The organism is Allobosea rubneri (assembly GCF_032464875.1).
GTDB classification, from domain to species: domain Bacteria; phylum Pseudomonadota; class Alphaproteobacteria; order Rhizobiales; family Beijerinckiaceae; genus Allobosea; species Allobosea rubneri.
Genome location: NZ_JAWDID010000026.1, coordinates 43,133 through 67,047, shown reverse-complemented (window position 1 = coordinate 67,047; position 23,915 = coordinate 43,133). Strand labels below are relative to the sequence as shown.

At 68.2% G+C, this 23,915-nt stretch carries 29 protein-coding genes; 11 read left to right on the top strand and 18 right to left on the bottom strand.

What is annotated here, in order from left to right; all coding sequences use genetic code 11:
- Positions 1-4: 4 nt before the first annotated feature.
- The 13 genes from RKE40_RS17250 to murJ all read right to left on the bottom strand — a co-directional run bounded on the left by RKE40_RS17250 (position 5) and on the right by murJ (position 12,701).
- Positions 5-418: a helix-turn-helix domain-containing protein gene (locus tag RKE40_RS17250; protein WP_316019462.1), complete on the bottom strand. Its 414-nt coding sequence runs from the start codon at positions 416-418 to the stop codon at positions 5-7.
- A gap of 117 nt (positions 419-535) precedes the next feature.
- Positions 536-2,134, bottom strand: a complete 1,599-nt coding sequence (gene lnt, locus RKE40_RS17245) for an apolipoprotein N-acyltransferase (RefSeq protein WP_316019461.1) — start codon at positions 2,132-2,134, stop codon at positions 536-538.
- Entirely contained in the window at positions 2,131-3,111 is a 981-nt protein-coding gene (locus RKE40_RS17240) for a hemolysin family protein (RefSeq protein ID WP_316019460.1), read from the bottom strand. Before RKE40_RS17240 ends, lnt begins: the two co-directional genes overlap by 4 nt.
- On the bottom strand, positions 3,108-3,704 hold the full coding sequence (gene ybeY, locus RKE40_RS17235; RefSeq protein WP_316019459.1) for an rRNA maturation RNase YbeY: 597 nt from the start codon (positions 3,702-3,704) through the stop codon (positions 3,108-3,110). The genes RKE40_RS17240 and ybeY overlap by 4 nt, the downstream gene beginning before the upstream one ends.
- Positions 3,701-4,855 carry a PhoH family protein gene (locus RKE40_RS17230; RefSeq protein ID WP_316019458.1) on the bottom strand — a complete coding sequence of 385 codons (1,155 nt, stop codon included), beginning with the start codon at positions 4,853-4,855 and terminating at the stop codon, positions 3,701-3,703. Before RKE40_RS17230 ends, ybeY begins: the two co-directional genes overlap by 4 nt.
- Positions 4,856-4,953: 98 nt before the next feature.
- Complete coding sequence (gene miaB / locus RKE40_RS17225; RefSeq protein WP_316019457.1) at positions 4,954-6,306, bottom strand: tRNA (N6-isopentenyl adenosine(37)-C2)-methylthiotransferase MiaB; 1,353 nt, start codon at positions 6,304-6,306, stop codon at positions 4,954-4,956.
- A 124-nt stretch (positions 6,307-6,430) separates the two neighbouring features.
- Positions 6,431-7,240 (bottom strand): lysophospholipid acyltransferase family protein, encoded by an 810-nt coding sequence (locus RKE40_RS17220; RefSeq protein ID WP_316019456.1) that lies wholly within the window; start codon positions 7,238-7,240, stop codon positions 6,431-6,433.
- Between the two features lie 85 nt (positions 7,241-7,325).
- Complete coding sequence (locus RKE40_RS17215; protein WP_316019455.1) at positions 7,326-7,823, bottom strand: GNAT family N-acetyltransferase; 498 nt, start codon at positions 7,821-7,823, stop codon at positions 7,326-7,328.
- A 2-nt stretch (positions 7,824-7,825) separates the two neighbouring features.
- Positions 7,826-8,509, bottom strand: a complete 684-nt coding sequence (gene tsaB / locus RKE40_RS17210; protein ID WP_316019454.1) for a tRNA (adenosine(37)-N6)-threonylcarbamoyltransferase complex dimerization subunit type 1 TsaB — start codon at positions 8,507-8,509, stop codon at positions 7,826-7,828.
- Between the two features lie 172 nt (positions 8,510-8,681).
- Positions 8,682-9,248 carry a NifU family protein gene (locus RKE40_RS17205; protein ID WP_316019453.1) on the bottom strand — a complete coding sequence of 189 codons (567 nt, stop codon included), beginning with the start codon at positions 9,246-9,248 and terminating at the stop codon, positions 8,682-8,684.
- A 96-nt stretch (positions 9,249-9,344) separates the two neighbouring features.
- The gene (locus tag RKE40_RS17200) at positions 9,345-9,839 is read right to left on the bottom strand and encodes a universal stress protein (protein WP_316019452.1); all 495 of its coding nucleotides are present in this window, start codon (positions 9,837-9,839) and stop codon (positions 9,345-9,347) included.
- 152 nt (positions 9,840-9,991) lie between these two features.
- Complete coding sequence (trpS, locus tag RKE40_RS17195; protein WP_316019451.1) at positions 9,992-11,053, bottom strand: tryptophan--tRNA ligase; 1,062 nt, start codon at positions 11,051-11,053, stop codon at positions 9,992-9,994.
- Between the two features lie 52 nt (positions 11,054-11,105).
- Complete coding sequence (gene murJ, locus RKE40_RS17190) at positions 11,106-12,701, bottom strand: murein biosynthesis integral membrane protein MurJ (protein ID WP_316019450.1); 1,596 nt, start codon at positions 12,699-12,701, stop codon at positions 11,106-11,108.
- A gap of 60 nt (positions 12,702-12,761) precedes the next feature.
- On the opposite strand from murJ, the gene RKE40_RS17185 reads away from it, so the two are divergent.
- Positions 12,762-13,298, top strand: coding sequence for a Panacea domain-containing protein (locus tag RKE40_RS17185; RefSeq protein WP_316019449.1), 537 nt, complete (start codon positions 12,762-12,764; stop codon positions 13,296-13,298).
- A 5-nt stretch (positions 13,299-13,303) separates the two neighbouring features.
- Entirely contained in the window at positions 13,304-13,579 is a 276-nt protein-coding gene (locus RKE40_RS17180; RefSeq protein WP_316019448.1) for a hypothetical protein, read from the top strand.
- On the opposite strand, the gene hslU is transcribed toward RKE40_RS17180, so the two are convergent.
- The 3 genes from hslU to hslV are packed head-to-tail and all read right to left on the bottom strand — an operon-like array spanning position 13,569 to position 15,981.
- Entirely contained in the window at positions 13,569-14,876 is a 1,308-nt protein-coding gene (gene hslU / locus RKE40_RS17175) for an ATP-dependent protease ATPase subunit HslU (protein WP_316019447.1), read from the bottom strand. The two genes, RKE40_RS17180 and hslU, sit on opposite strands and share 11 nt — an antisense overlap.
- A complete protein-coding gene (locus tag RKE40_RS17170; protein ID WP_316019446.1) occupies positions 14,873-15,415 on the bottom strand; it encodes a GNAT family N-acetyltransferase in 543 nt (180 codons plus the stop codon). The genes hslU and RKE40_RS17170 overlap by 4 nt, the downstream gene beginning before the upstream one ends.
- Positions 15,412-15,981, bottom strand: a complete 570-nt coding sequence (gene hslV / locus RKE40_RS17165) for an ATP-dependent protease subunit HslV (RefSeq protein WP_316019445.1) — start codon at positions 15,979-15,981, stop codon at positions 15,412-15,414. Before hslV ends, RKE40_RS17170 begins: the two co-directional genes overlap by 4 nt.
- Before the next feature lie 344 nt (positions 15,982-16,325).
- Here hslV and hisB point away from each other — a divergent pair, with 344 nt between their 5' ends.
- The 4 genes from hisB to hisA are packed head-to-tail and all read left to right on the top strand — an operon-like array spanning position 16,326 to position 18,789.
- A complete protein-coding gene (gene hisB / locus RKE40_RS17160; protein ID WP_316019444.1) occupies positions 16,326-16,913 on the top strand; it encodes an imidazoleglycerol-phosphate dehydratase HisB in 588 nt (195 codons plus the stop codon).
- Positions 16,914-16,925: 12 nt separating this feature from the next.
- Positions 16,926-17,411 (top strand): DUF2628 domain-containing protein, encoded by a 486-nt coding sequence (locus tag RKE40_RS17155; RefSeq protein ID WP_316019443.1) that lies wholly within the window; start codon positions 16,926-16,928, stop codon positions 17,409-17,411.
- The gene (gene hisH / locus RKE40_RS17150) at positions 17,408-18,064 is read left to right on the top strand and encodes an imidazole glycerol phosphate synthase subunit HisH (RefSeq protein ID WP_066473087.1); all 657 of its coding nucleotides are present in this window, start codon (positions 17,408-17,410) and stop codon (positions 18,062-18,064) included. Before RKE40_RS17155 ends, hisH begins: the two co-directional genes overlap by 4 nt.
- Entirely contained in the window at positions 18,052-18,789 is a 738-nt protein-coding gene (gene hisA / locus RKE40_RS17145) for a 1-(5-phosphoribosyl)-5-[(5-phosphoribosylamino)methylideneamino]imidazole-4-carboxamide isomerase (RefSeq protein WP_316019442.1), read from the top strand. The genes hisH and hisA overlap by 13 nt, the downstream gene beginning before the upstream one ends.
- 49 nt (positions 18,790-18,838) lie before the next feature.
- On the opposite strand, the gene RKE40_RS17140 is transcribed toward hisA, so the two are convergent.
- The gene (locus RKE40_RS17140; protein ID WP_316019441.1) at positions 18,839-19,564 is read right to left on the bottom strand and encodes a carbonic anhydrase; all 726 of its coding nucleotides are present in this window, start codon (positions 19,562-19,564) and stop codon (positions 18,839-18,841) included.
- A 143-nt stretch (positions 19,565-19,707) separates the two neighbouring features.
- Complete coding sequence (locus tag RKE40_RS17135; protein ID WP_316019440.1) at positions 19,708-20,508, bottom strand: transporter substrate-binding domain-containing protein; 801 nt, start codon at positions 20,506-20,508, stop codon at positions 19,708-19,710.
- Between the two features lie 165 nt (positions 20,509-20,673).
- On the opposite strand from RKE40_RS17135, the gene hisF reads away from it, so the two are divergent.
- From hisF to RKE40_RS17110, 5 genes are all read left to right on the top strand, one after another.
- Positions 20,674-21,438 (top strand): imidazole glycerol phosphate synthase subunit HisF, encoded by a 765-nt coding sequence (hisF, locus tag RKE40_RS17130; RefSeq protein WP_316019439.1) that lies wholly within the window; start codon positions 20,674-20,676, stop codon positions 21,436-21,438.
- 5 nt (positions 21,439-21,443) lie between these two features.
- Complete coding sequence (locus RKE40_RS17125; protein WP_316019438.1) at positions 21,444-21,764, top strand: phosphoribosyl-ATP diphosphatase; 321 nt, start codon at positions 21,444-21,446, stop codon at positions 21,762-21,764.
- 55 nt (positions 21,765-21,819) lie between these two features.
- A complete protein-coding gene (gene coaA, locus RKE40_RS17120) occupies positions 21,820-22,794 on the top strand; it encodes a type I pantothenate kinase (RefSeq protein ID WP_316019472.1) in 975 nt (324 codons plus the stop codon).
- Between the two features lie 161 nt (positions 22,795-22,955).
- Positions 22,956-23,402: a YqaA family protein gene (locus tag RKE40_RS17115; RefSeq protein ID WP_316019437.1), complete on the top strand. Its 447-nt coding sequence runs from the start codon at positions 22,956-22,958 to the stop codon at positions 23,400-23,402.
- Positions 23,403-23,563: 161 nt separating this feature from the next.
- Positions 23,564-23,914 carry a RidA family protein gene (locus tag RKE40_RS17110; RefSeq protein ID WP_316019436.1) on the top strand — a complete coding sequence of 117 codons (351 nt, stop codon included), beginning with the start codon at positions 23,564-23,566 and terminating at the stop codon, positions 23,912-23,914.
- Position 23,915: the final 1 nt, after the last annotated feature.

The window sequence follows — 23,915 nt, the reverse complement described above, 5'->3', positions numbered from 1 at the left end:
GGGATCAGGCCTTTTCTTCGGCTTCTTCCGCCAATGCCTCGACGAGGTCGACAATGCGGCGGCGAACCCGGCTGCTCTTGATCTTGACGAAGGCCTTGGTCAGCTGGACGCCTTCGCTGGTGGCGAGGAAGTCCGAGACATAGGTCGTCGCGGCCATGTCCGAGAAACCGCCTTCAGGTGTGTCACCGCTCGGCGCACCCTCGAAGAAGAAGGAAACCGGAACCTCGAGCATCTGGGCGATCTGCTGCAGACGGCTGGCGCTGATCCGGTTGGCGCCCTTCTCGTATTTCTGGACCTGCTGAAAGGTCAGTCCAAGCGCCTCGCCGAGCTTTTCCTGGCTGACGCCGGCGAGCATGCGGCGCATGCGCACGCGGGCACCGACATGGCGATCGATCGGGTTGGGGACTTTCTTCAGCATCGGTGCCGTCGGCCTCGCGTTCCGTCATTCCTCGCACCGTCCGGATGGAACGACGCTTAGCTCCCGCAACGATACCTCTTTAGCACGGTTCGATCCGCGGGAAAGTTCCAGATGGGATCACTTCCGACGTGGCCATAGCCCAAGCAAGAGCGATGTTACAATCAGGCATGCAAAAAAAACATCCCCGAACCGCGAATAGAGAGTAGCCGGACCAGCCTTGGGCAGGGTCGCATCGAGCACTCCGGTCTCGCCCAGAGCCAGCGAAGCGCGGATGCGGCCATAGCCGTCGACGACGGCCGAGATCCCGGTATTGGCGACGCGGATCAGGGGCAGGCCTTCCTCGACAGCCCGCAACCGCGCCTGGGCCAGATGCTGATAGGGTCCGCTCGTATGGCCAAACCAGCCATCATTGGTCAGATTCAGGATGTATCCGGGGCGCGGGCCGCTCGGCATCGCCTCGCCCGGAAAGACGACCTCGTAGCAGATCAGCGCAGCCGCGGGCGGCAGGCCACGCACCTGCAGCGGCGTGCGCCGCGTGCCGGCAGCGAAGCCGCCGGGCACGGAAACGAACTCGGACAGGCCGACGGCGCGGATCAGCCGCTCGAGAAAAGGCGGCAGGTATTCGCCGAAGGGCACGAGGTGCACCTTGTCGTAACTGCCGGTGATCACACCTTCGTCATCGACGATCTGGATCGAATTATAGATCGGCGGACGGCTCTCGCCCGGCAGGGTCTCACCGGCGCGCGCCGCCCCGGTGATCAGGGTCGCCCCCGGCGGCAGGAGCGCCGCGATCCGCGCCAGCGCCTGCGGGGTACGCCCTAATAGGAAGGGAAAAGCCGATTCCGGCCAGATCAGATGCGTGACGTCCTGCACGCCGAGCGTGCGCGGACCGGTCGCCCGGTCGCTGAGCGCGAGATAGCGCGCCAGAATCATCTCGCTGTTACTCGGGCTGAACTTGGCGTCCTGCGGGAGATTGGGCTGCATCAGGCGCAGCTTCACGCCATTGACCGCTGCGACAGGCTCGGAAGGTACGCGCCAAGCGCCGAAGGCGACCATGGCGGCGAGCGCGGCGACGGCGAGCCCCAATGGCTGCCAGCGCGCCCGCGCGGTCTCGCCGGTGCCAAGAGTCGCCGGCGCCGCCCCGATCGCCACTGCGAGCAGCGTCAAGCCGTAGAGCCCGATCAGCGAGGAGCTCTGCGCCAACCATTCCGGCCCCGCCAGCATCATGCCGTAGACGTTCCAGGGAAAGCCGGTAAGCACATGGCCGCGCAGCCACTCGCTCAGCGCCAGCATCGCCGCGAGCACGAGAATGCGTCCCGCTCCCGACGGCCAGAGCAACCGGGCCACGCCGAAGCCGAGCGCCGGGAACAGCGCCAGGAAGGCAGGCAACGCGACGACGCCGAGCGGCATCGCCCAGGCGAACTTGTCAGCCTCGACCAGGAAGGCGGCGCCGAGCCACCACAGGCCGGCGAGATGGAAGCCGAAACCCCAACACCAGCCGGCGAGCGCCGCGGCACGGAAGCGGCCGGCGCGGCTGTCCGCGACCGCGCCGTCGATCAGCCAGACGGCAATGGTCATCGGCACGACGACGAGCGGCCAGAGATCCAGCGGCGCCAGGGCCAGCGCGCCGCTCGCGCCCGCCGCCAGCGCGATCAGGCGCTTCGGCCAGCCCCAGGCGAGGATGACGCGATCGGCCAGAGCCGCCAATGCCGTCATGGGGCTTCCGGAGCGGTGGCCTCACCGGCCGCGACCTCGTCGCGGCGATGGATCCGCAGGCGCTTGACGCGGCGGGGGTCGGCGTCGAGCACCTCGAATTCGAGGCCTTCCGGCCCCTTGATCAATTCGCCGCGCGCCGGCACGCGGCCGGCCAGGGTGACGATCAGGCCGCCGAGCGTGTCGACCTCCTCGGCGACCTCGGCGCTCGAAAGATCGATGCCGGTCGCCTCGTTCAGATCCTCCAGCGTCGCCCGCGCATCGGCGATGAAGCGGTTCTCGCCGGCGGGCGCGATGGTCGGCGCCTCGTCATGGTCGTGCTCGTCCTCGATGTCGCCGACGACGATCTCGATCAGGTCCTCGATCGAGACCAGACCGTCGGTGCCGCCATATTCGTCGATCACCAGCGCGATATGGGTCCGCGTCGCCTGCATCCGGACCAGGAGGTCGACGGCCGGCATGGAGGGCGGGACGTAGAGCACCGGCCGCAGGATCGCCGCCTGCGCCAGGGTCACCGAGAGATCGACGGCGCCGAGATCGGGCACCGCCTCGCCCTCGCCGCCCCGACCCGGCTTGGCGCGCGCGGCGAGGAAGTCGAGGAAATCGCGGATGTGGATCATGCCGCGGGGGTCGTCGAGGGTCTCGCCATAGACCGGCAGGCGGGAATGGCCGGCACTGCGGAACAAGGCGAGCAGGCTCGCCAGCGTCGCCTCCAGCGAGACCGCGATGATGTCGGCGCGCGGGATCATGACGTCGTCGACGCGGCGCTCGCGCAGGCTGAGCACATTGGAGAGCATGGCCCGCTCCTGCGGGCTGATATCGGCGATCTCACCGCTCCCCTGCGCCAGGGCTTCGGTGATCTCCTCGCGGACCGAGCCGCCATGGCGCAGGCCGAGGCGGTCGAGGAACTGGCCGAGCCAATGGGTCAGGCCGCGGCCGGCGGATTCGGAGGCGGTGCTAGATCGAGGGTCGTCGCTCATGGCGCGGGTGAAGACTGCTTCTTGCGAGGAGCCGCCGCGGGAGCGGGCTCGGTGGGGTGGGGGTCGGTTCCGGCATAGGGATCGGCGATGCCGAGGCGGGCGAGCGCCGCGGTCTCCATCGCCTCCATGCGCTGCGCTTCGGCCTCGGTCTCGTGATCCTCGCCGAGCAGATGCAGCAGGCCGTGGATGACGAGATGGCTGAGATGATCGCCAAGGTTCTTGCCTTCGGCCTCGGCTTCGCGCGTCAGCGTCTCGAGGGCGAGCACGATGTCGCCGAGCACCGGGCTTGAGGCGACGCGCTCCGGCGGCACGGCCGGGAAGGAGAGCACATTGGTCGGCTTGTCGAAGCCGCGCCAGTCGCGGTTGACGGCGCGGATGCGCTTGTCGTCGGTCAGGAGCAGGCTGAGTTCGGCCCCTTCGAGGGGCCGCAGGCGCGCTTCCGAGAGACCGGCGGCGATCGCCGCCTCGATGCGCGGCCTGAGATCGCCAAGCTCGCGCCAGCGCCGCGACTGCAGGCGCAGTTCGAGCGTCAGCCCACAGGCCGGCAACTCGGATCGCGGCGCGGCGCGCCGCGATCGAGGTCGATCGTTCATCGCGGTCTCTCCCGCGACAGCATGCGCTTCAGGCCGTCGGCATCGCCTTCCACCGGGCCGGCGTCGGCCGGCGGCAGGTTGGCGAGCCGGGCCTCGCGCTCGTCGCGTTCCTTCCTGGCGGCATCCTCATAGGCCATGACGATGCGGCGCACGAGTTCATGGCGGACGACGTCGCCCTCCTCGAAGCGGGCATGGCCGACGCCCTCGACGCCCGAGAGCAGCCTGACCGCCTCGACCAGGCCGGAGCGCTGGCCTGGCGGCAGGTCGATCTGCGAGGGGTCGCCGGTGATGATCATGCGCGAGCCCTCGCCGAGGCGGGTCAGGAACATCTTCATCTGCACGGATGTCGCATTCTGCGCCTCGTCGAGCAGCACGACCGCATTGGTCAGGGTGCGGCCGCGCATGAAGGCGAGCGGCGCGATCTCGATCATCCCCGTCTGCAGGGCCCGCTCGACATGGCGCGCCTCCATGAAATCGTTGAGCGCGTCGTAGATCGGCCTGAGGTATGGGTCGACCTTCTCGCGCATGTCGCCCGGCAGGAAGCCAAGGCGCTCGCCGGCCTCGACCGCCGGCCGCGACAGCACCATGCGCTCGACCACGCCCTGCTCGATCAGCGAGACCGCATGACCAACCGCGAGCCAGGTCTTGCCGGTGCCGGCCGGGCCTTCGGCGAAGACGAGCTCATGACGCTTGAGCTGGCGCAGATAGGCGTCCTGAGCCGCATTGCGGGCCCGCACCGGTCCACGCTTGCGGGTGACGATGGCATCGAAGGCGGACTTGCCGGCATTATCGGCCGGAAAGAGCGAGCGCTGCACATTGCTCTCCTCGATCGCGCCGTCGACCTCGCCGAGATTGACGGCAGCGCCGATCTTGGCGCGGGCATAGAGGGTGCGCAGCACGCGGCTCGCCTGCTCGGCGGTATCCGGCGGCCCCTTGATGGTGATGTGGTTGCCATTGGGGCTGACGACGACACCGAGCCGGCGCTCGAGATGCGCCAGATTCTGGTCGTATTGCCCGAAGACCAGGCTCGCGAGCTGGTTGTCGTCGAATGACAGCACCACTTCCGTGCCGGACAGGCCGGCGCGCGCCGGCACCTCCTCGCGGAGCGCCAGCGGGTCGCGGCGAAGGCCGCGTTCGGGTCTCGGGTTCATCGGATCGGCCTGGGCCAAAGGTGTCTTCTCCTGGAGCGGGGGTCGTGGGCAGGCAGAGGCACGCGACGAAACCCGACTCGACTTCTAGGCATACGCACTCAGGCAGCCAGCTCCCGCGGCACGGCACGGCCGAACAGCGAGTTCGAGCCGGCGCGCTCGATCGTCACCATGACGCGCTCGCCGATGCGATGCGTCGCGGTTTCGATCTGGACCGCCTGGAGATAGGGGGTCTTGCCCGCCAGCTGGCCGGGATGGCGCCCGGCACGCTCGAGCAGCACCTCGACGGTCCGGCCGACCATGGCGTGGTTGAACTCCTGGCGATGGCGCTCGACCAGCGCCTGCAGGCGCTGCAGGCGCTCATCCATCACCGCGGGCTCAACTTGCGTCTCGAGCTCCGCCGCGGGAGTACCCGGACGCGGCGAGTACTTGAACGTATAGGCCGAGGCGAAGCGGACATCCTCGACGAGACGCAGCGTCTCCTCGAAATCGTGATCGCTCTCGCCGGGGAAGCCGACGATGAAATCCGAGGACAGGGCGATGTCGGGCCGGGCCGCACGCACCTTGTCGATCAGCCGCCGGTATTCGTCGCCCGTGTGCTTGCGGTTCATCGCCGCGAGGATTCGGTCGGAGCCGGCCTGCACCGGCAGATGCAGGAAGGGCATCACCTGAGGCAGATCGCGATGGGCGGCGATCAGATCGTCGTCCATGTCGCGCGGATGGCTGGTGGTGTAGCGGATGCGGGCGATTCCCGGCACCTCGGCGAGACGGTGCATCAGCCGCGCCAGCCCCCAGATCCGCCCGTCCTGCCCTTCGCCATGATAGGCGTTGACGTTCTGGCCGAGCAGGGTGACGTCCTGCACGCCGGCCTCGGCCAGACGCTCGACCTCGGCGACCACCTGCGCGACCGGGCGCGAGAATTCGGCGCCGCGCGTATAGGGCACGACGCAGAAGGCGCAGAACTTGTCGCAGCCTTCCTGCACAGTGACGAAGGCCGAGATGCCACGGGCGAGGATCGCCGCGGGCTTGGGCGCCGGCAGATGGCCGAACTTGTCGTCCGGCGGCAGATCCGTGTCGACGACACGGCTGGCGCGCGCCTCGGCCAGCAAGGCAGGCAGGCGGTGATAGGCTTGCGGACCGACGACGAGGTCGACCGCCGGCTGGCGGCGCTGGATCTCGGCACCCTCGGCCTGGGCGACGCAGCCGGCGACCACCAAAGTGGTCTCGCGGCCATCGGCCTTGCGAGCCTGCTTCAGCTCACGCAGCTTGCCGAGCTCGGTATAGACCTTGTGTGCCGCGCGCTCGCGGATATGGCAGGTGTTGAGCAGAATCAGGTCGGCATCGTCGGGAGTCGCGGTTTCCTCAAAGCCCTCGGCGCCCAGGACATCCGCCATGCGCTGCCCGTCATAGACGTTCATCTGGCAGCCATAGGACTTGATGTGGACTTTCTTCATCAACGCGGATCCGACCTCAATCCCGTCTCCTTACCCCAGCCGGCCACAGTTTGGGAATCATACTGCCGCCGGAGGCAGCCACGCAATATCCGGGCCGCCCCCGCCGAACCTCTTGGAGAGTTGCTCAAGCGCGTGACCGGCCGGTGACGGCTTCCTGCCGGGAGCGGCGGATGGCGATCTCGGCGAGCCGCGTCGCTTCCTTGCGCGAGAGTTTGCGGCCCATGCGGATCGGCTCGCCCCAGGCGAGCTCGACATCGACGGCCCCGGACGCAAGGATCGACTTCAGATGCGGCGCGAGCTCGGTATCGCCATGCCAGGCGAGGCCCGAGCGCACCGCCCGCCCGCCGGGCAGGCCGTGATAGCCGAGATAGGTGATGCAGAGCGGATAGACCGTCACCTCGCCATCCGCCTCGCCCTCGCCGCGCACCGCCTCGTGCGCGGCGCCGAGCAGCGAGGACCGCAAGGGCAGGACACGGGTGCCGTCACCGGTCGTACCCTCGGCGAAAAGCACCACCGCCTGCCCGTCCGAGAGCCTCTGGCCCATCTCGGCGGCGACGCCGGCCGTGGCGCCGCGGCGCTTGCGATCGATGAAGACGGTGCGCTGCAAGGTCGAGAGCCAGCCGATCACCGGCCAGGTCGCGACCTCGGCCTTGGCGACGAAGGAGAGCGGCCGCAGCGACCCGACCACCGGTATGTCGAGCCAGGAGACATGGTTGGCGACGATCAGCCCGCCCTCGCCGGGGCCGGGCGGCTTGCCGCGAATCACGGCGCGGACACCAAGGCCACGGCAGACCAGCCGATGGAACAGTCGCGTGAACAGGAAGCCGTGGCTGGGTCCGAGCCGCATCGAGACCAGTTGCGGCGGGATCAGGACGAGCGTGCCGAGACTGATCAGCGCCATGCGCAGCATCGCACCGGGACCCAGGCCGTTCATTCTCTGCGCAAAGCTCCACTCACAGGGTTCCGGCTATAGTCTCCGCCCGTCCGCTCGTCCATTGCCGGCACCGGGGCAGGGCAGCTCAGCCAAGGTCGAGCCGCATCACCAGCGCGGCGGCGCGGCTGCCGTCGGGCTTCGGGTAATAGCCCTCGCGCCGGCCGACCTCGGCGAAGCCGAACTGGCGGTAGAGCCCGACGGCCGCCGCATTGGCGTCCTCGACCTCGAGGAAGAGCCGGGCGACGCCCTGCGCCGCGAGCCTTGCCAGATGGCCCGCCAGCAGCGCCTGGGCGAGGCCGCCGCGGCGGCTGCCCTTTGCCACGACGATGCTGAGGATCTCGGCCTCGTCGGCGGCGATCCGCGACATCACGAAGCCGGAGGGCTCGGCGGCGCTGCCGGAGAAGACGCCATCGGCAAGAACTGAGGGATCGGCCAGGAGCGCCGCGCATTCGCCGGGATCCCAGAGCCGGGCAAAGCCGCCCTGATGATGTAGGGCAGCGACGTGGCGCGCCTGGGCCGTGTCGAGCCGGCCCGTTCGGGCCGGGGCCGCGCGGCGGCGGCGCAGGCGGTCGAGCCAGTCCATGCTCAACGCCGCGGCAGGCGGGCGCGATCCTGCGGCGTCGTCTCCGGCTCCTTGAGATAGAGCGGGCGCGGCGGGGCGCTGTGCGGATCGGCGATCATGCCGAGCCGCGCCACCCAGATCACGTCGGGAGCCTTGGCATCGTCGACGACCACGGCATCGAGCCCGATCGCCCAGGCCTCGTTGGCAACGGCGAGCGCGGCCGAGCCGACGAGCGAGACCGGACCGGCGCCGATGGCGCGGGCCGCATCGCGATGATTGACCTGGCGGATCGAGACCAGCTGCTTGCCTTGCGCATTCAGCGCCTGGAACCAGACCTGGCCATGCTTGGCATCAAGCGCGGCGGCGATCACCCGGCCGCCCTCGCGCCCGACCAGAGGGGCGGCGGTAGCCGCCAGCGTCGAGACGCCGACGGCCGGAATGCCGGCGGCGAAGGCGATGGCGCGAGCCGCGCTGATGCCGACGCGCAAGCCGGTATAGCTGCCGGGGCCGATGGTGACCGCGACCCGGTCGAGCGAGGAGAAGCCACCCTCGACCTTGCCCATCACGCGCTCGATCATCGGCATAAGCGCTTCGGCATGGCCGCGCTCCATCGCCACCTGCTCGATGGCGATGGGCTGCGCCGAGCCGGCCTCGAGCACGCAGGCGGAGCAGGCGCCGAGCGCGGTGTCGATGGCGAGGATGCGCATTAGTTGCCTACCGGGCATGAAACGTGGCCGGTCGTCCCGGGCGACCGAAGGAAGACCCGGGACCTATGCCCTGACATCACCGATGAAGGCTCAGGCATGGATCCCGGCTCTGCGCTGCGCTCCGGCCGGGATGACCGCCGGAGGTTTGGAGGAAACCGAAGCGAAGCGGCCCTCAGACCGCCTCGACCTCGCGAACCTGCGGCAGGAAGTGCCGGAGTAGGTTCTGGATGCCGTGCTTCAGCGTCGCGGTCGAGGAGGGGCAGCCCGAGCAGGAGCCCTTCATGGCGAGATAGACGGTGCCATCCTTGAAGCCGCGGAAGGTGATGTCGCCGCCATCGCCGGCGACGGCGGGGCGGATGCGGGTCTCGAGCAGCTCCTTGATGGTCTCGACGGTCTGCGCGTCCTCGTCGGCGAAGAACTCTTCCTCGCTCTCCTCCGGGCCGGCATCCGCGGCGCCGTCCGCCATCAGCGGCGCGCCCGACATGTAGTGCTCCATGATCGCGCCGAGGATGGCGGGCTTGAGATGCGGCCATTCGCCCTCCGCCTTGGTCACGGTAATGAAGTCGGAGCCGAAGAACACGGCCGAGACGCCCTTGACGCCGAACAGGCGCGAGGCGAGCGGCGAGCGGTCGGCCTGCGCGGGATCACGCAATTCAACCGGCCCTCCGGGCGAGACGCTGCGGCCGGGCAGGAATTTCAGGGTAGCGGGATTCGGCGTGGCTTCAGTCTGGATGAACATCGATCTTACCTCCGGCACCGGCGGGTCAAGGCCGCCGTTCCTGTTCCCGATATAGGCCCATCGCTGGAATCATTCCAGCCGCGCCGGCATGCCGGATCAGGCGAGGGCGTCGATTTCCTCATCGGCGAGATGGCCGGGCACGATGGCGACCGGAATCGGGAAGGTGCCGGCGCTCTTGCCGGCGAGCGCGCTGACCAGCGGGCCCGGCCCGGCGCTGCCCGTGCCGGCGGCGAGCACCAGCAGCGAGATGTCCTCGTCGGCCTCGATCAGCTTGACCATCTCGTCGGCCTTGATACCGGTGCGCACGACCTTCTCGGGCTCGAGCCCGGCGAGCGAGCGCACCGAAGCGGCAGCAGCGGTGATCAGCGCCTCGGCTTCCGCCTCGGCCTCGGCCCGCATCACCTCGCCGACGCCGAGCCAGTTCTCTTCGGCCGGCGGCGTGACCACGCCGAGCAGCACGATGGTCGCGCCGACACGGGCGCAGCGCCGGGCCGCGAAGCGCACCGCCTTGGCGCATTCCGGGCTGTCGTCCACCACCGCGAGGAATTTCGGGCGATGGCCCGTCTCATAGGACCGCCGTCTCTTGACCATTGCCGCCGCCTGTCGCCGCTTCCAGAGCCTGATATCGTGGCAGGCGCCGCAAGGTCAGCGCAAGCCCCGGCCGGGCGCGCCGCCCGAGCCGCATTCTGCCCGGCCAGTCGAGACCGGGCAGAATAGTCGTTTCAAATCAAAGACTAGATCGCCTAGCGGCGCCGGACGAAGCCGACGATATCCTTGACGTCGCGCATGATCGGCGCGGCGATCGCATCGGCGCGGTCGGCACCGTCGCTCAGGATGGCGTCGACATGGCCGGGGTCGGCGAGCAGCCGGCGCATCTCGGCGGCGATCGGCGCGAGCTTGGCCACGGAAAGATCGACCAGGGCAGCCTTGAAGCCCGAGAACTGGCCGCCGCCGAACTGCTCGAGGACCTGCGCCCGACTGGCGCCGGAGAGGCCGGCATAGATGCCGACGAGATTCTCTGCCTCGGGCCGGCCCTCCAGCCCCTTTTCCTCGGAAGGCAGAGCCTCGGGATCGGTCTTCGCCTTGCGGATCTTCTGGGCGATGGTGTCGGCATCGTCGGTCAGGTTGATGCGCGAGAAATCCGAGGCATCGGATTTCGACATCTTCTTGGTGCCGTCGCGCAGGCTCATCACCCGGGTCGCCGGGCCCTGGATCATCGGTTCCGCCAGCGGGAAGAAGCCGAGATCGCCGGTGCCGGTGCCGAGCCTGGCAATCTGCTCGGCGAAGTCGTTGTTGAACTTCTGGGCGATGTCGCGGGTCAGCTCGAGATGCTGCTTCTGGTCCTCGCCGACGGGGACATGCGTCGCCTTGTAGAGCAGGATGTCGGCGGCCATCAGCACGGGATAGTCGTAGAGCCCGACCGAGACGTTCTCGCGGTCCTTGCCGGCCTTCTCCTTGAACTGGGTCATGCGGTTCAGCCAGCCGAGGCGGGCGACCGTGTTGAAGACCCAGGCAAGCTCGGCATGGCCCGAGACCTGGCTCTGGTTGAAGATGATGCTGCGCTTGGGGTCGACGCCGGCGGCGATATAGGCCGCGGCGACCTCGCGGGTGGCGCGGGTCAGCTCGACCGGACCGCCCCAGACGTCCATGGACGGCGTGATCGCGTGCATGTCGACGACGCAATAGATGCAGTCATGCGTTTCCTGCATCGCCACCCAGTTCACGAGGGCGCCGAGATAATTGCCGAGATGGAGCGTCGAGGTCGGCTGCATGCCGGAGAAGACGCGGGGAAGGAAAGCAGCCATCGGGCGCTCCGTCGTCAGGGGCGTTATCGGACCCGAGCCGAGGATTTTCGGCTCAGGAACGCGGCGTTCTGACGGAAGCGCCGCGAAGGCGCAAGAGCAGCGGGCCGAAAGCACCGAGGATCCAGCCCGCGAGGCCATAGACCAGGGCCCCGCCGAGGCAGAGCGCCGCCAGCGCCGCGGCGCGCATCAGCGTGTGCTGGCTAGGGGCGAGCCAGGGCAGCAACTGCGGCAACAGGACAGCGAGCGCCGCCGCCATCAGCGCCGCCGCGAGCAGGATGGCGAGGATGGTGCGAATCGTCTCCCGGTCGGGTCGCCACAGCCCGTCCCGGAGCAGGAAGCCCGCGAGCAGCAGCGCCTGGACGAGGAAGGCGAGGCTGGCGGCGAGCGCGCCGATCATGGCAGCCTCGCGCCAGCCGAGCAGGGCGTAGCCGGCACAGGCGGCGACGAACACAGCGGCAAAGCCCGCAAGCAGGGGCAGGCGCGGCCGGCGGCGCACGAAATAGACCTGCCCGAAGACCTTGGCCGCCAACGCGAAGGGCAGGCCGAAGGCGAAGGCCGAAAGCGCGGCCGCAGTGCGCATGCGATCGGCCGCACCGAACTGGCCGTTCTCGAACAGCACCGAGACGATCGGCTCCGCCAGCAGGAACAGGGCCGTCGCGGCGGGAGCGGCGAGCGCGAGGCCAAGCGCCAAAGCGCGGCCGAGCAGCGCGTCATGCTCGACCTGCGATTGCTCGCCCGCCATCGCCGAGAGCACGACCGTGCCCATCGCCACGCCGAAGAAGGAGAGCGGCAGCTGGAAGACACGATCGGCATAGTAGAGCGCCGCGACCGAGCCGGCCTCCGCCGAGGCGATCTGCGTCGAGACCAGGAGGACGAGCTGCGCGGCGGATGCGGCGAGCAGGGTCGCGCCGCCGGTGCGGACAAGCCGCTTCATTTCCGGCGACCAGCGCAGGCTCGGGCGCAGCACGCCGATCCGACGCAGCGGAGCGAGGATCAAGGCGAGATGGGCGAGCCCGCTCAGGCTGAGGCAGGCGGCGAGGAGTGTGGCGCTCTGCTCGCTCGGCCCACCGCGGAAGAGCTCGACGAGGAGAACCGCGAGCAGGATCGCATTCATCAGCGCCGGCGCCAGCGCCGCGACGGTGAAGCGCCCTTCCGCGTTGAGCAGGGCCGCGAGCAGGGCCGCGAGCGTCGTCAACAGCACGAAGGGCAGCATCAGCCGAGTGTAGAAGGCGGCGAGGGCGAGCGTATCGGGCTCGCCGGCGAAGCCGCCGGCAAGGCCGAGCACCACCCAGGGCGCGAACAGCTCGGCCAGCGCGACGAAGAGAAGCAGCAGCAGGCCAAGATGGCTCGCGGCCTCGCCGGCGAAGCGCCGTGCCGCCGCCTCGCCGTCCTGCGCCTTGACCGAGAGGTAGAGCGGCACGAAGGGCGCGTTCAGCCCGCCCTCGCCGAGCACGCGGCGGACCAGATTGGGCAGGCGCAGCGCCGCGAGGAAGGCATCCGCCACCGGCCCGGTACCGAGCAGGCGGGCGATCAGCACGTCGCGCGCGAAGCCGAGCAGCCGTGACAGGATCGTCGCCGCGCCGACGACGAGCGAATCGCGGGCGAGGCGGGAAGGACTTGGCTCGGGCGGCACGGAAGCGGGCGTCACAACTTAGCCGTTGCCCTTTTGTTCAGTTGCTGATTCACTCCAACTAGACCGGAGGGCGCCATGAAGCCAGAATTCGATCGGGAGAAATTCAAGGCTGTCGTCCACTACCTCTGCCGGCATGCAGGCAACGATTTTGGCAAGATAAAGCTCCACAAGGCGCTATACTTCGCGGATATGCTGCACTTTATCGACAAGGGGCAGCCGTTGACCGGTGTCGATTACGTCAAGCAAAAATTCGGCCCGACCGCCCGACACCTGACCTGGGGACTTGACGAGCTCGCCGGCGATGGCGCGATCCGCATTTCGCAGGAGAACTACTTCGGCTTGCCGAAATACGCGTTTCAGGCGCTACGCGAACCGACGACAAACCGCTTGTCGGACGAAGATCGTGCGCTGCTGGACGAAGTGCTGCGGTTCGTCAGCGACTACAGCGCGACTGCGATTTCAGAGCTGAGCCACAACGAGGCTTGGCACGCCTTCGAAATCGGCGCCGTCATCCCTTACGAAACCGCGTACTGGCTCGTGCCGACCGAAATTACCGATGACGACATGGTCTGGGCCGAAGCGCAGATGCGAGAACACGCGCACGCCGGCTAAGCGAGATGCGGCAGGTTGTCTGGTCGGATCTCGCCGAAAAGGGCCTGGCGCGCTGCATAGCCGCAGACAGGCTCCAAGGCGCTCGCAAGGCGATCGAACTGCGGCTTGTGCATGACGGCTCAATCCCACTCAGGCGCCATCCGGCATTCGCGGATCGCCGAATCTACGTCTTCACCCTGTTCATAGGCGTCGGCGACCTGCGCGGCGTCGTCGAGATCAACGGCGACGCCACGATCTGGCATGTCGGCACCCGGCCGCAGAACTCTCGCGCTACAGAATGAACCGGCTCAGATCGGCATTCCTGGCGAGATCGCCGATGCGCGCCTCGACATAGGCGGCGTCGATGGTCACGCTCTCGCCGCCGCGATCGGTCGCGGTGAACGAGATCTCGTCGAGGATGCGCTCGATCACGGTCTGGAGCCGGCGCGCGCCGATGTTCTCGACCGTGGAATTCACCTCGACCGCGATGCGGGCGATCGCGTCGATCGCGTCCGGCGCGAAGGAGATCTCGACCTGCTCGGTCGCGAGCATCGCCACCGACTGCTTGATCAGGCTGGCCTCGGTCTCGGTCAGGATGCGCTTGAAGTCCTCGACATCGAGCGGCGAAAGCTCGACGCGGATCGGCAGGCGGCCCTGCAGCTCCGGCAGGAGGTCGGAAGGCTTCGAGACGTGGAAGGCGCCGGACGCGATGAACAGGATGTGGTCGCTCTTCACCGGCCCGTGCTTGGTCGCGACCGTCGTGCCTTCGATCAGCGGCAGCAGGTCGCGCTGCACGCCCTCGCGCGACACATCGGCGCCGGAGCGACCCTCGCGGGCGCAGATCTTGTCGATCTCGTCGAGGAAGACGATGCCGTTGTTCTCGACCTCACGGATCGCCTGCTGGACGATGGCGTCCTGGTCGATCAGCTTGTCGCTCTCCTCGGCGAGCAGCGGGCCATAGGCGTCCTTGACCTGGACGCGCCGCGGCTTGCCCTTCTGGCCGAAGGCCTTGCCGAACATGTCGGAGAGGTTGATCGCGCCGATCGAGGCGCCGGGCATGCCGGGCACCTCGAACATCGGCTGGCCGCTGCCCGCCGAGGCGACCTCGATCTCGATCTCCTTGTCGTCGAGCTCGTTGGCGCGCAGCTTGCGGCGGAAGGCGTCGCGCGTCGCCGCGCTCGCCGTCGCCCCGACCAGCGCATCGAGCACGCGCTCCTCCGCGGCGATATGGGCCTTGGCCTGAACGTCCTTGCGGCGGCTGTCGCGCACCAGCCCAATCGCGACCTCGACGAGGTCGCGCACGATCGATTCGACGTCGCGGCCGACATAGCCGACCTCGGTGAACTTGGTCGCCTCGACCTTGAGGAAGGGCGCATTCGCCAACTTGGCGAGGCGCCGCGCGATCTCGGTCTTGCCGCAGCCGGTCGGCCCGATCATCAGGATGTTCTTGGGCGCGACCTCCTCGCGCAACGGCCCTTCGAGCTGCTGTCGGCGCCAGCGATTGCGCAGCGCAATGGCGACGGCGCGCTTGGCGTCGTTCTGGCCGACGATGAAGCGATCGAGCTCGGAGACGATCTCGCGGGGGGAAAAGGTGGTCATTGCGTTTCCGTGTTCGGCATGAACTGCATGATGAGGGCTTTGTCGGCGCCCGAACGGACCGCCGGCATCGGCCGGAAGCCGGCCTTGCGATAGGCCGCGATCGCCCGGGCATTCTCCGGGTCGGGGTCGATGATGATGGTCGTGTGGCCACGATCCTGCAGCGTCTGGCAGAAACGCCGCAACACGGCAGAGCCGTGCCCCTGCCCGAGCCTTTCGCCGTCCGCCAGAGAGAGATCGACGCCGACCGCCTCCGCCGGCAGTTCCATCAGCCAGGGATTGTCGGTGGCCCAGTCCGAGTTCTGGTGCGGCGCCACCTGCCAGACCTGGATGTAGCCGGCAGGCTCGCCACCCAGCTCGAAGATATAGGGCTCGCACGTGTCGTCGCGCCCCTCGACCATGTCGCCGATATAGCCGAGCTCCGTCTGTGGCTCGCCCCACCATTGCCGCCAGTGCGGGCGGGCGAGCCAGTCGGCCAGCATCGAATAGTCCGCCGCCACGACGGGACGGAACGCGATCGACCGCGCCGGCGCGCCGCTCATGCCAGCTCCAGACTCTCGATGACGAGCGAGTGGTTGGTGTAGACGCAGATGTCGCCGGCGATCTTCATCGCCTTGCGCACGATCGTCTCGGCATCGGGCTCGACATCGACCAGCGCGCGGGCCGCGGCCAGCGCGTAGTTGCCGCCGGAGCCGATCGCCATCACCGAGCCGTGCTCGCTCGCCTCGGGCTCGAGCACGTCGCCGGTGCCGGAGATCAGCAGCGAGACCTCCTTGTCGGCGACAAGCAGCATCGCTTCCAGCCGGCGCAGATAACGGTCGGTGCGCCAGTCCTTGGCGAGCTCGACGCAGGCACGCAGCAACTGCGTCGGATATTGCTCGAGCTTGGCCTCGAGCCGCTCGAACAGGGTGAAGGCGTCGGCGGTGGCGCCGGCGAAACCGGCGATCACCGCGCCCTTGGCAAGGCGGCGCACCTTCTTCGCATTACCCTTCATGATCGTCGGGCCGAGCGAGACCTGACCGTCGCCGCCGATCACGACGCGACCGCCCTTGCGCACCATCAGGATGGTGGTGGCGTGCATGCTGGGAATGCTGGAGGTCTCTGACATCGCGATTCAGTCTCGGTCGGAACGGGTGCCGCCAACATGTTCAGGCGAAGCCCCGGTATCAAGGGCAAGGGCAGGAATCGAGGTCGGGGCGGCTATGCCGGCCAGGCCGCGACAAGCTCCGCGTCATCCTGGCCGTAGCCCCCGGGTCCGGCCTTCGGCCGGCCCGAGGATAAACTCCGCGGAGCGCCGGAATCCATTGGAGAACACCGGGCCTTACGATGGATCCCGGGACGGCCCGCGGCCGCCCAGGATGACAAAGGAGGCCGGCATCGAGCGCAGGGCATTGGCCATGGCGCCCCGCGCCTGCTAAAGCGACGCCAAATCCGCGAGAGACAGAGGTCAGCATGCGTTCGGGCGAGGTCAAGCGCCGCACCAACGAAACCGACATCTCGGTGAAGCTCGTGCTCGACGGCACCGGCAAGGCCGAGATTTCGAGCGGCGTCGGCTTCTTCGACCATATGCTCGATTTGTTCGCGCGGCATTCGTTGATCGACACCACGGTCATGGTGAAGGGCGACACCCATATCGACGACCACCACTCGGTCGAGGATGCCGGCATCGCGCTCGGCGAGGCCCTCAAGGCAGCGCTCGGCGACAAGAAGGGCATCCGCCGCTATGCCGACGTCCACCTGCCAATGGACGAGACGCTGACCCGCGTCGCGGTCGACGTCTCCGGCCGGCCCTTCCTGGTCTTCCGCACCGAGTTCAAGGCGCAGAAGATCGGCAGCTTCGACACCGAGCTGGTGCGCGAGTTCTTCCAGGCCTTCGCGATGAATGCCGGCATCACGCTGCATGTCGAGACGCTCTATGGCGACAATGCCCACCATATCGCCGAGAGCTGCTTCAAGGGGCTGGCGCGGGCGCTGCGCCAGGCGCTGGAAGTCGATCCGCGCGAGGGCGGCCGCGTGCCGTCGACCAAGGGTGCGCTGTAAGGGACCGATGCCATGGCGTTCTATCAGGTCCTGATTCCGCCGCCCGGCGCCGGCGGACTGCGCGAGGAAATCGAGCAGGCCCGCGTCCTGCCGGAGAGCTTCACCTGGCCAGCCTTCCTGTTCGGCGGGGTCTGGCTGCTGCTGAAGCGGCTCTGGCTCGTCTTCTTCGTCTATGCGCTGGCCTGGGCCGGCATCGTCTATCTGCAGCAGCAGTTCGGCCTCTCCTTCGCCGCGGTCTCGCTGTCGCATCTGGCGCTCGGCATCTTCCTCGGCCTCGAGGGCCAGAACCTGATCGCGCGCAAGCTGATGCGAAAGGGCTGGCGGCTGGTCGACGTTGTCGAGGCAGCTGACCTTTCGAGCGCCGAGCGCCGCTTTTTCGAGCGCGCATTGCCGGCCGGCGAGCCGCCGCGCCCCGTCGCTCCGACGAGCGCTCCTCCTCGTTTCGCCAGCGGTCCGACGCCGGTGATCGGCCTTTTCCCGGAAGCGAGCGGCCGATGAGCCAGACCGTCACGATCGTCGACTACGGCTCGGGCAATCTGCACTCGGCCGCAAAAGCCTTCGAGCGCGCGGCCGATGAAGCGGGCATCGCCGCCAGCATCCGCGTCACCAGCGATCCCGACGCGGTCCGCGCCGCCGACCGTATCGTGCTGCCAGGCGTCGGCGCCTTCGCCGATTGCCGGGCCGGGCTCGATGCGGTCGCCGGCATGGTCGAAGCGCTCGAGGACACCGTGCGCGGCAAGGGCCGGCCCTTCCTCGGCATCTGCGTCGGCATGCAATTGATGGCGAGCCGCGGGCTGGAATACGTCACCACGCAAGGGCTCGGCTGGATTCCCGGCGATGTCAGCCTGATCCGCCCACAGGATGAGAGCCTGAAGATCCCGCATATGGGCTGGAATACCCTGCACAAGCAGGACGAGCACGCCCTGCTCGACGGGATCGAGACCGGGCCCGCCGGCTGGCACGCCTATTTCGTGCACTCCTATGCGCTCGTCGCCGAACGGGCGCAGGACGTGCTCGCTTTGACCGATTACGGCGGGCCGGTCACCGCCATGGTTGCGCAGGGCAACATGGCGGGCACGCAGTTCCATCCCGAGAAGAGCCAGAGGCTCGGCCTCGCGCTGATCGCCAATTTCCTGAGGTGGAAGCCTTGATCCTTTTCCCCGCCATCGACCTCAAGGAAGGCCGCTGCGTTCGCCTGAAACAGGGGGACATGGAGCAGGCGACGATCTTCAACGACGATCCCGCCGCCCAGGCCGCGACCTTCGAGGACCAGGGCTTCCAGTGGCTGCATGTCGTCGATCTCGACGGCGCCTTCGCCGGCAAGCCGATGAATGCCGGCGCCGTCGAGGCGATCCTGAAGCGCGTCGCCTTCCCGGTCCAACTCGGCGGCGGCATCCGCGACATGAAGACGGTCGAGGGCTGGCTCGAGAAGGGCATCGCCCGCGTCATCATCGGCACGGCGGCGGTGCGCGATCCCGCCTTCGTGCGCGAGGCGGCAAAAGCCTTCCCGGGCAAGGTCGCGGTCGGCATCGATGCCCGTGACGGCTATGTGGCCGTGGAAGGTTGGGCGGAGACCTCGGCGCTGGCCGCCGACGATCTCGGCCGGCGCTTCGAGGATGCCGGCGTCGCCGCGATCATCTACACCGACATCGCCCGCGACGGCATGCTCCAGGGCATCAACTGGGACGGCACGATCGGCCTCGCCCATGCGCTCTCGATCCCGGTGATCGCCTCGGGCGGCCTCGCCTCGATGGCCGATATCGAGCGGCTCTGTGCGCCCGATGCGGCAATCCTCGAAGGCGCCATCACCGGCCGCGCGCTCTATGACGGGCGGATCGACCCCGCCTCCGCGCTGGCGAGGCTCGCCCGCGCCTGAGCCGGTTACGCCGAGCCAAAGCGGCGGGCGCAAGGCCCGCCGTCGCCGCTCAGACCAAATTCACCTTGCCGGTGGCGAGATCGTAGACGCCGCCGACCACGACCAGCTTCTTCTCGGCGAAGCGCTTCGAGAGGATCGGCGTCGCCTTCTTCAGTCTCTCGACGTTGAGCCTGACATTGGCGATGGTCGCCGCCTCCAGCATGTCCTGCGGCTTCTCCTTCTGGGCCGTAAGAACGGCGGGGCGGATCGCCTCGACCAGCGCCGGCAGATGGCCGGGAAGCTTGGTCTTGTTCTTGACCACGTCGATCGTCGCCGAGATCGCGCCGCAACTGGTATGGCCGAGCACTAGGATGAGCTGCGAGCCCAGAACCTGCGCCCCGAATTCGAGGCTCGCCAGCGTATCCTTGTTGACGAAGTTGCCGGCGACGCGGGTGACGAAGAGCTGACCCGGCCCCTGATCGAAGGCGAGTTCCGGCGCGACGCGGGAATCGGCGCAGCTGACGATCGAGGCGAAGGGCGATTGCGAGGCGGCGCGCGCGGCACGGCCGGCCGAGAAGTCACGCTCGCTGAGCTGGCCCGCGACATAGCGGGCATTGCCTTCGACCAGCCGCTTCAGGGCCTCGTCGCCATTGACGGCCGGGCTCTGGGCATGCGCGGGCGAGCTTAGGCCCGCGACGCCCGGCAAGCAGGCGCCAAGCGCCAGGAGCCCGCCCGCCCTGAGAAAGCCACGGCGCGAGCCCGAGACGGACAGGCCATCAGCGCATTGGTCACACATGATCTTCCCCCGAAGCGGCCCGGCGGAGCGCCGGGCCCGATCCTTACGCTGCCCTTACGGCAGGCAACGCAGAGTGCACAAGGGAGCGTTGGGCTCCGGTTAAGGCGCTTCGGCAAATCCGAGCGGAATTGCCGATCCTTTCCTCAGCGGAAATGCTTGTCGAAGATGCGCTGGTACTCGCCCGTCGATTTGGCGATGTGCAGCCACTGGTCGACGAAGGCCTTGAAGACGACGTCGCCGCGCGGCAGCAGATAGGCGATCTCCGAGAAGGTCAGCGGCTTGTCGGTGTTGACCGCGCAAAGCCCCGGCTTGAGCTTCTCCTGGATCGTCGCCTCGCGCGCCTCGGTGATCATGACGTCGGCACGGCCGGCGAGGATCTCGTCGAAGATCGAGACATTGTCGGTGTGCAGCTGGAGCTTGGCCTGCTTGAAGCTGGTCCGGGCGAAGCGCTCATTGGTGCCGCCGGGATTGAAGATCACGGTGGTGCCGGGCTTGTCGATGTCGGCGACGGTCTGGAGCCTGTCCTTGTCGGCGCAGCGCACCAGCGGGACCTTGCCGGTGGCGAGCGTCGGCGCCGAATAGAAGGCGCGCTTCTGGCGCTCGAGCGTGACGCCGATGCCGCCCATGGCGATATCGCATTTGCCGGCGAGGAAATCCGGCATCAGATCCGCCCATTTGGTGCGCACGAAACGCGGCTCGACGCCGAGCGCCTTGGCGAGCGACTGCGCCATCTCGATGTCGACGCCCTCATAGCCCTCGCCGGCCGCGACGGTGAACGGCTTGTAGTCGCCCGCTGTGCAGATGCGCAGCGTGCCGGCGCTCAGGATGGTGTCGAGCTGGCTGGCAGGCGCCTGGGCGCGAGCCGCCCCGGCGCATGCGAGGCCCATGGCGGTCAGGAACGCGGCGCCTCTGACGGCGCCGGCGATGAGTGCGGTGATCTTCACGAACGGCTTCCCCTTTGCGGGCTCGGACGGCCCTTGCGTCAGGAAAGCAGGAGCCCGCGGCCGCTTCAATCGCGGGCGGCCCTGCGGCCGGGAGCATTCCAACCGGGCGGCGCTTGCTCTAGGGTCGCGCGCCATTACCTTCCGCCTTTTCGCCGGCAAGCAGACATGACCCTGAAAACCCGCATCATCCCCTGCCTCGACGTCAAGGACGGCCGCGTCGTCAAGGGCGTGCAGTTCCTCGACCTCGTCGATGCCGGCGATCCGGTCGAGGCGGCCAAGGCCTATGATGCGGCCGGCGCAGACGAACTCTGCTTCCTCGACATAACGGCGAGCAGCGAGGATCGCGGCATCCTGTTCGACGTGGTGACGCGGACCGCCGAGGCCTGCTTCATGCCGCTGACGGTCGGCGGCGGCGTGCGCTCGCTCGAGGACATCAGGCAGTTGCTGCTGGCCGGGGCCGACAAGGTCTCGATCATGACCGAGGCGGTGAAGCGGCGCGAATTCGTGCGCGAGGCCGCGCAGAAATACGGCGCGCAATGCATCGTCGTCGCGATCGACGCCAAGCAGGTCTCACCCGAGCGCTGGGAGATCTTCACCCATGGCGGGCGCAACCCGACCGGGCTCGACGCCGTCGCCTATGCCCGCGAGGTCGCCTCGCTGGGCGCCGGCGAGATCCTCCTGACCTCGATGGATCGCGACGGCGCCAAGACCGGCTTCGACATCGAGCTGACGCGGCGGGTCGCCGATGCGGTCGCCGTGCCGGTGATCGCGTCCGGCGGCGTCGGCACGCTCGACCATCTCGTCGAGGGCGTGCGCGACGGCCATGCCTCGGCCGTGCTCGCCGCCTCGATCTTCCATTTCGGCACCTTCACCATCCCGCAGGCCAAGGCCCACATGGCGGCGGCCGGTCTCGCAATGCGGCTGGACTGACGGCGATGACGAGCTTCACCCTCGCCGACCTAGAACGCATCGTCGCCGAACGCGGCGCCGCCTCGCCGGAGGAATCCTGGACGGCGAAGCTCTTGGCCGCCGGCCCGGAGCGGGCTGCGAAAAAGCTCGGCGAGGAGGCGGTCGAGGCCGTGATCGCAGCCGTGAAGGGGGATCGCGAGGAGCTGATCGCCGAAAGCGCCGACCTGCTCTATCATCTTTTGGTTGTGCTCAAGGCCCGTGATGTTGCATTGCGGGACGTGTTGAGCCAGCTTGAGGCTCGAACGGGGCGTTCCGGCCTGGCAGAAAAGGCCTCGCGCCCGCGTTGAACACGAGGCGAGTCACGCGTTGAACCTCGAAGCCTGGAATGCGGGTCGCTTCACCATGGACCAGCGTCTCGCCCTCTCGTCCAAGGACCCCGAGCTGGTCTCGCCCTATCGCGCCTTCACGCGCGACGAATGGGCCCATCTGCGCGCCGACACGCCGCTGACGCTCGCGGTCGAGGACCTCACCAGGCTGCAATCGATCAACGACCCGATCTCGCTCGACGAGATCGTCGCGATCTACTTGCCGCTGTCGCGCCTGCTCTCGCTCTACGTCGCCGCGACGCAAGGGCTGTTCAAGGCGACCCAGCGCTTCCTGATGGCCGAGGCCGAGGTCAAGGTTCCCTATATCATCGGCGTCGCCGGCTCGGTCGCGGTCGGCAAGTCGACCACGGCGCGCGTGCTGCAGGCCCTGCTCTCGCGCTGGCCGAACACGCCGAAGGTAGAGCTCGTCACCACCGACGGCTTCCTCCTGCCCAATGCCGAGCTGGAACGGCGCGGGCTGATGCAGCGCAAGGGGTTCCCGGAGAGCTATGACGGAGCGGCGCTGCTGCGCTTCGTCTCGGATGTGAAGGCCGGCAAGCGCGCCGTCGCCGCGCCGGTCTATTCGCACCTGGTCTACGACGTCGTGCCCGGCGAGCAGGTCACGGTCGAGCGGCCGGACATCCTGATCCTCGAGGGGCTCAACGTACTGCAGGCGAGCCGCCTGCCGCGGGACGGCTCGATCATCCCCTTCGTCTCGGACTTCTTCGACTTCTCGGTCTATCTCGACGCCGACGAGAACGATCTGCACCGCTGGTACGTCAACCGCTTCATGACGCTGCGCCAGACCGCCTTCCGCGACCCGCGCTCCTTCTTCCGGAAATATGCGGAGATCGGCGAGGAGGAGGCGCTCTCGATCGCCGAGAAGCTCTGGACCGGGATCAACCTGCCGAACCTGCGCGAGAACATCCTGCCGACACGGCAGCGCGCCAGCCTGATCCTGACCAAGGGCGCCAGCCACCGCATCCAGCAGGTCGCGCTGCGACGGCTTTGAGTCCGGAACTACCCGAGTTTCCGATCCCTCATTCTGAGGAGCAAGGCGCAAGCCTTGCGTCTCGAGCGATGCTCCAGCGCGCGCTGGAACATCCTTCGAGACGCCGCTGCACGGCTCCTCAGGATGAGGGCTCAGCTTCCGGCCTGCCTTCGGACCGTTGAATGGAAACCCTCTCCTCCCTGGGCCTCATGGCAGGGGCGGCCTTCGTCGCCGCGACGCTGCTGCCGGCCCAGTCCGAGGCCGTGTTCGTCGGCCTGCTCGTCGCGAAGACCGTCGATCCTCTGCTGCTCTTTGCCGTCGCCAGCATCGCCAACACTGCCGGCTCGGTCGTCAACTGGTGGCTCGGCCGGTTGATCGCCAAAGGCGGGATCGAGCGCCTGCCGTCGCGGCTGCGGCCCGATCCGGCGCGCTTCGTCAAGGCGCAGGGCTGGTTCGCGCGTTTCGGCTGGCCGTCCCTGCTCTTCGCCTGGCTGCCGATCGGCGGCGATCCGCTGACCTTCGTTGCGGGCTCGCTCAACTATCCGCTCGGGCGCTTCGTCCTGCTGGTCTTCATCGGCAAGGCGGCGCGCTACGCCCTGCTCTGGGCCGGCTGGGTCGCAGCCTCCTAGATCGAGGACGTCACCTGGCGCGAAGCGGTGGCCTATCCCTTTGCGAAAGCGTCATAATAGCCGGAAAAACAGCGTCTGCTCGCCGCCCCGGGGCTCGCAGCGATTGCACAGCCCGAGGTCTCGGGCTACCAGCAAACCCCATCCTACTGGAGAGATAGGTCATGAGCATCAAGCGCATCGCCCCCGGCCCCCGCATGTCCAAGGCCGTCGTGCACGGCGACACCGTCTATCTGGCCGGTCAGGTCGCCGACAAGGCGGCGGGCAAGAGCGTCGCCGAGCAGACCAAGGAAATTCTCGGCATCATCGACGGGCTTCTGGCCGAGGCCGGCTCGGACAAGAGCAAGCTGCTGATGGTCAACATCTGGCTCTCCGACATGTCGACCTTCGCCGAGATGAACGCCGTCTGGGACTCCTGGGTCTCGCAGGGCAACACCCCCGGCCGCGCCACCGTCGAGGCCAAGCTCGCCGGCCCGCAGTTCACGGTCGAGATCGCGGTCATCGCCGCCCGCTGAG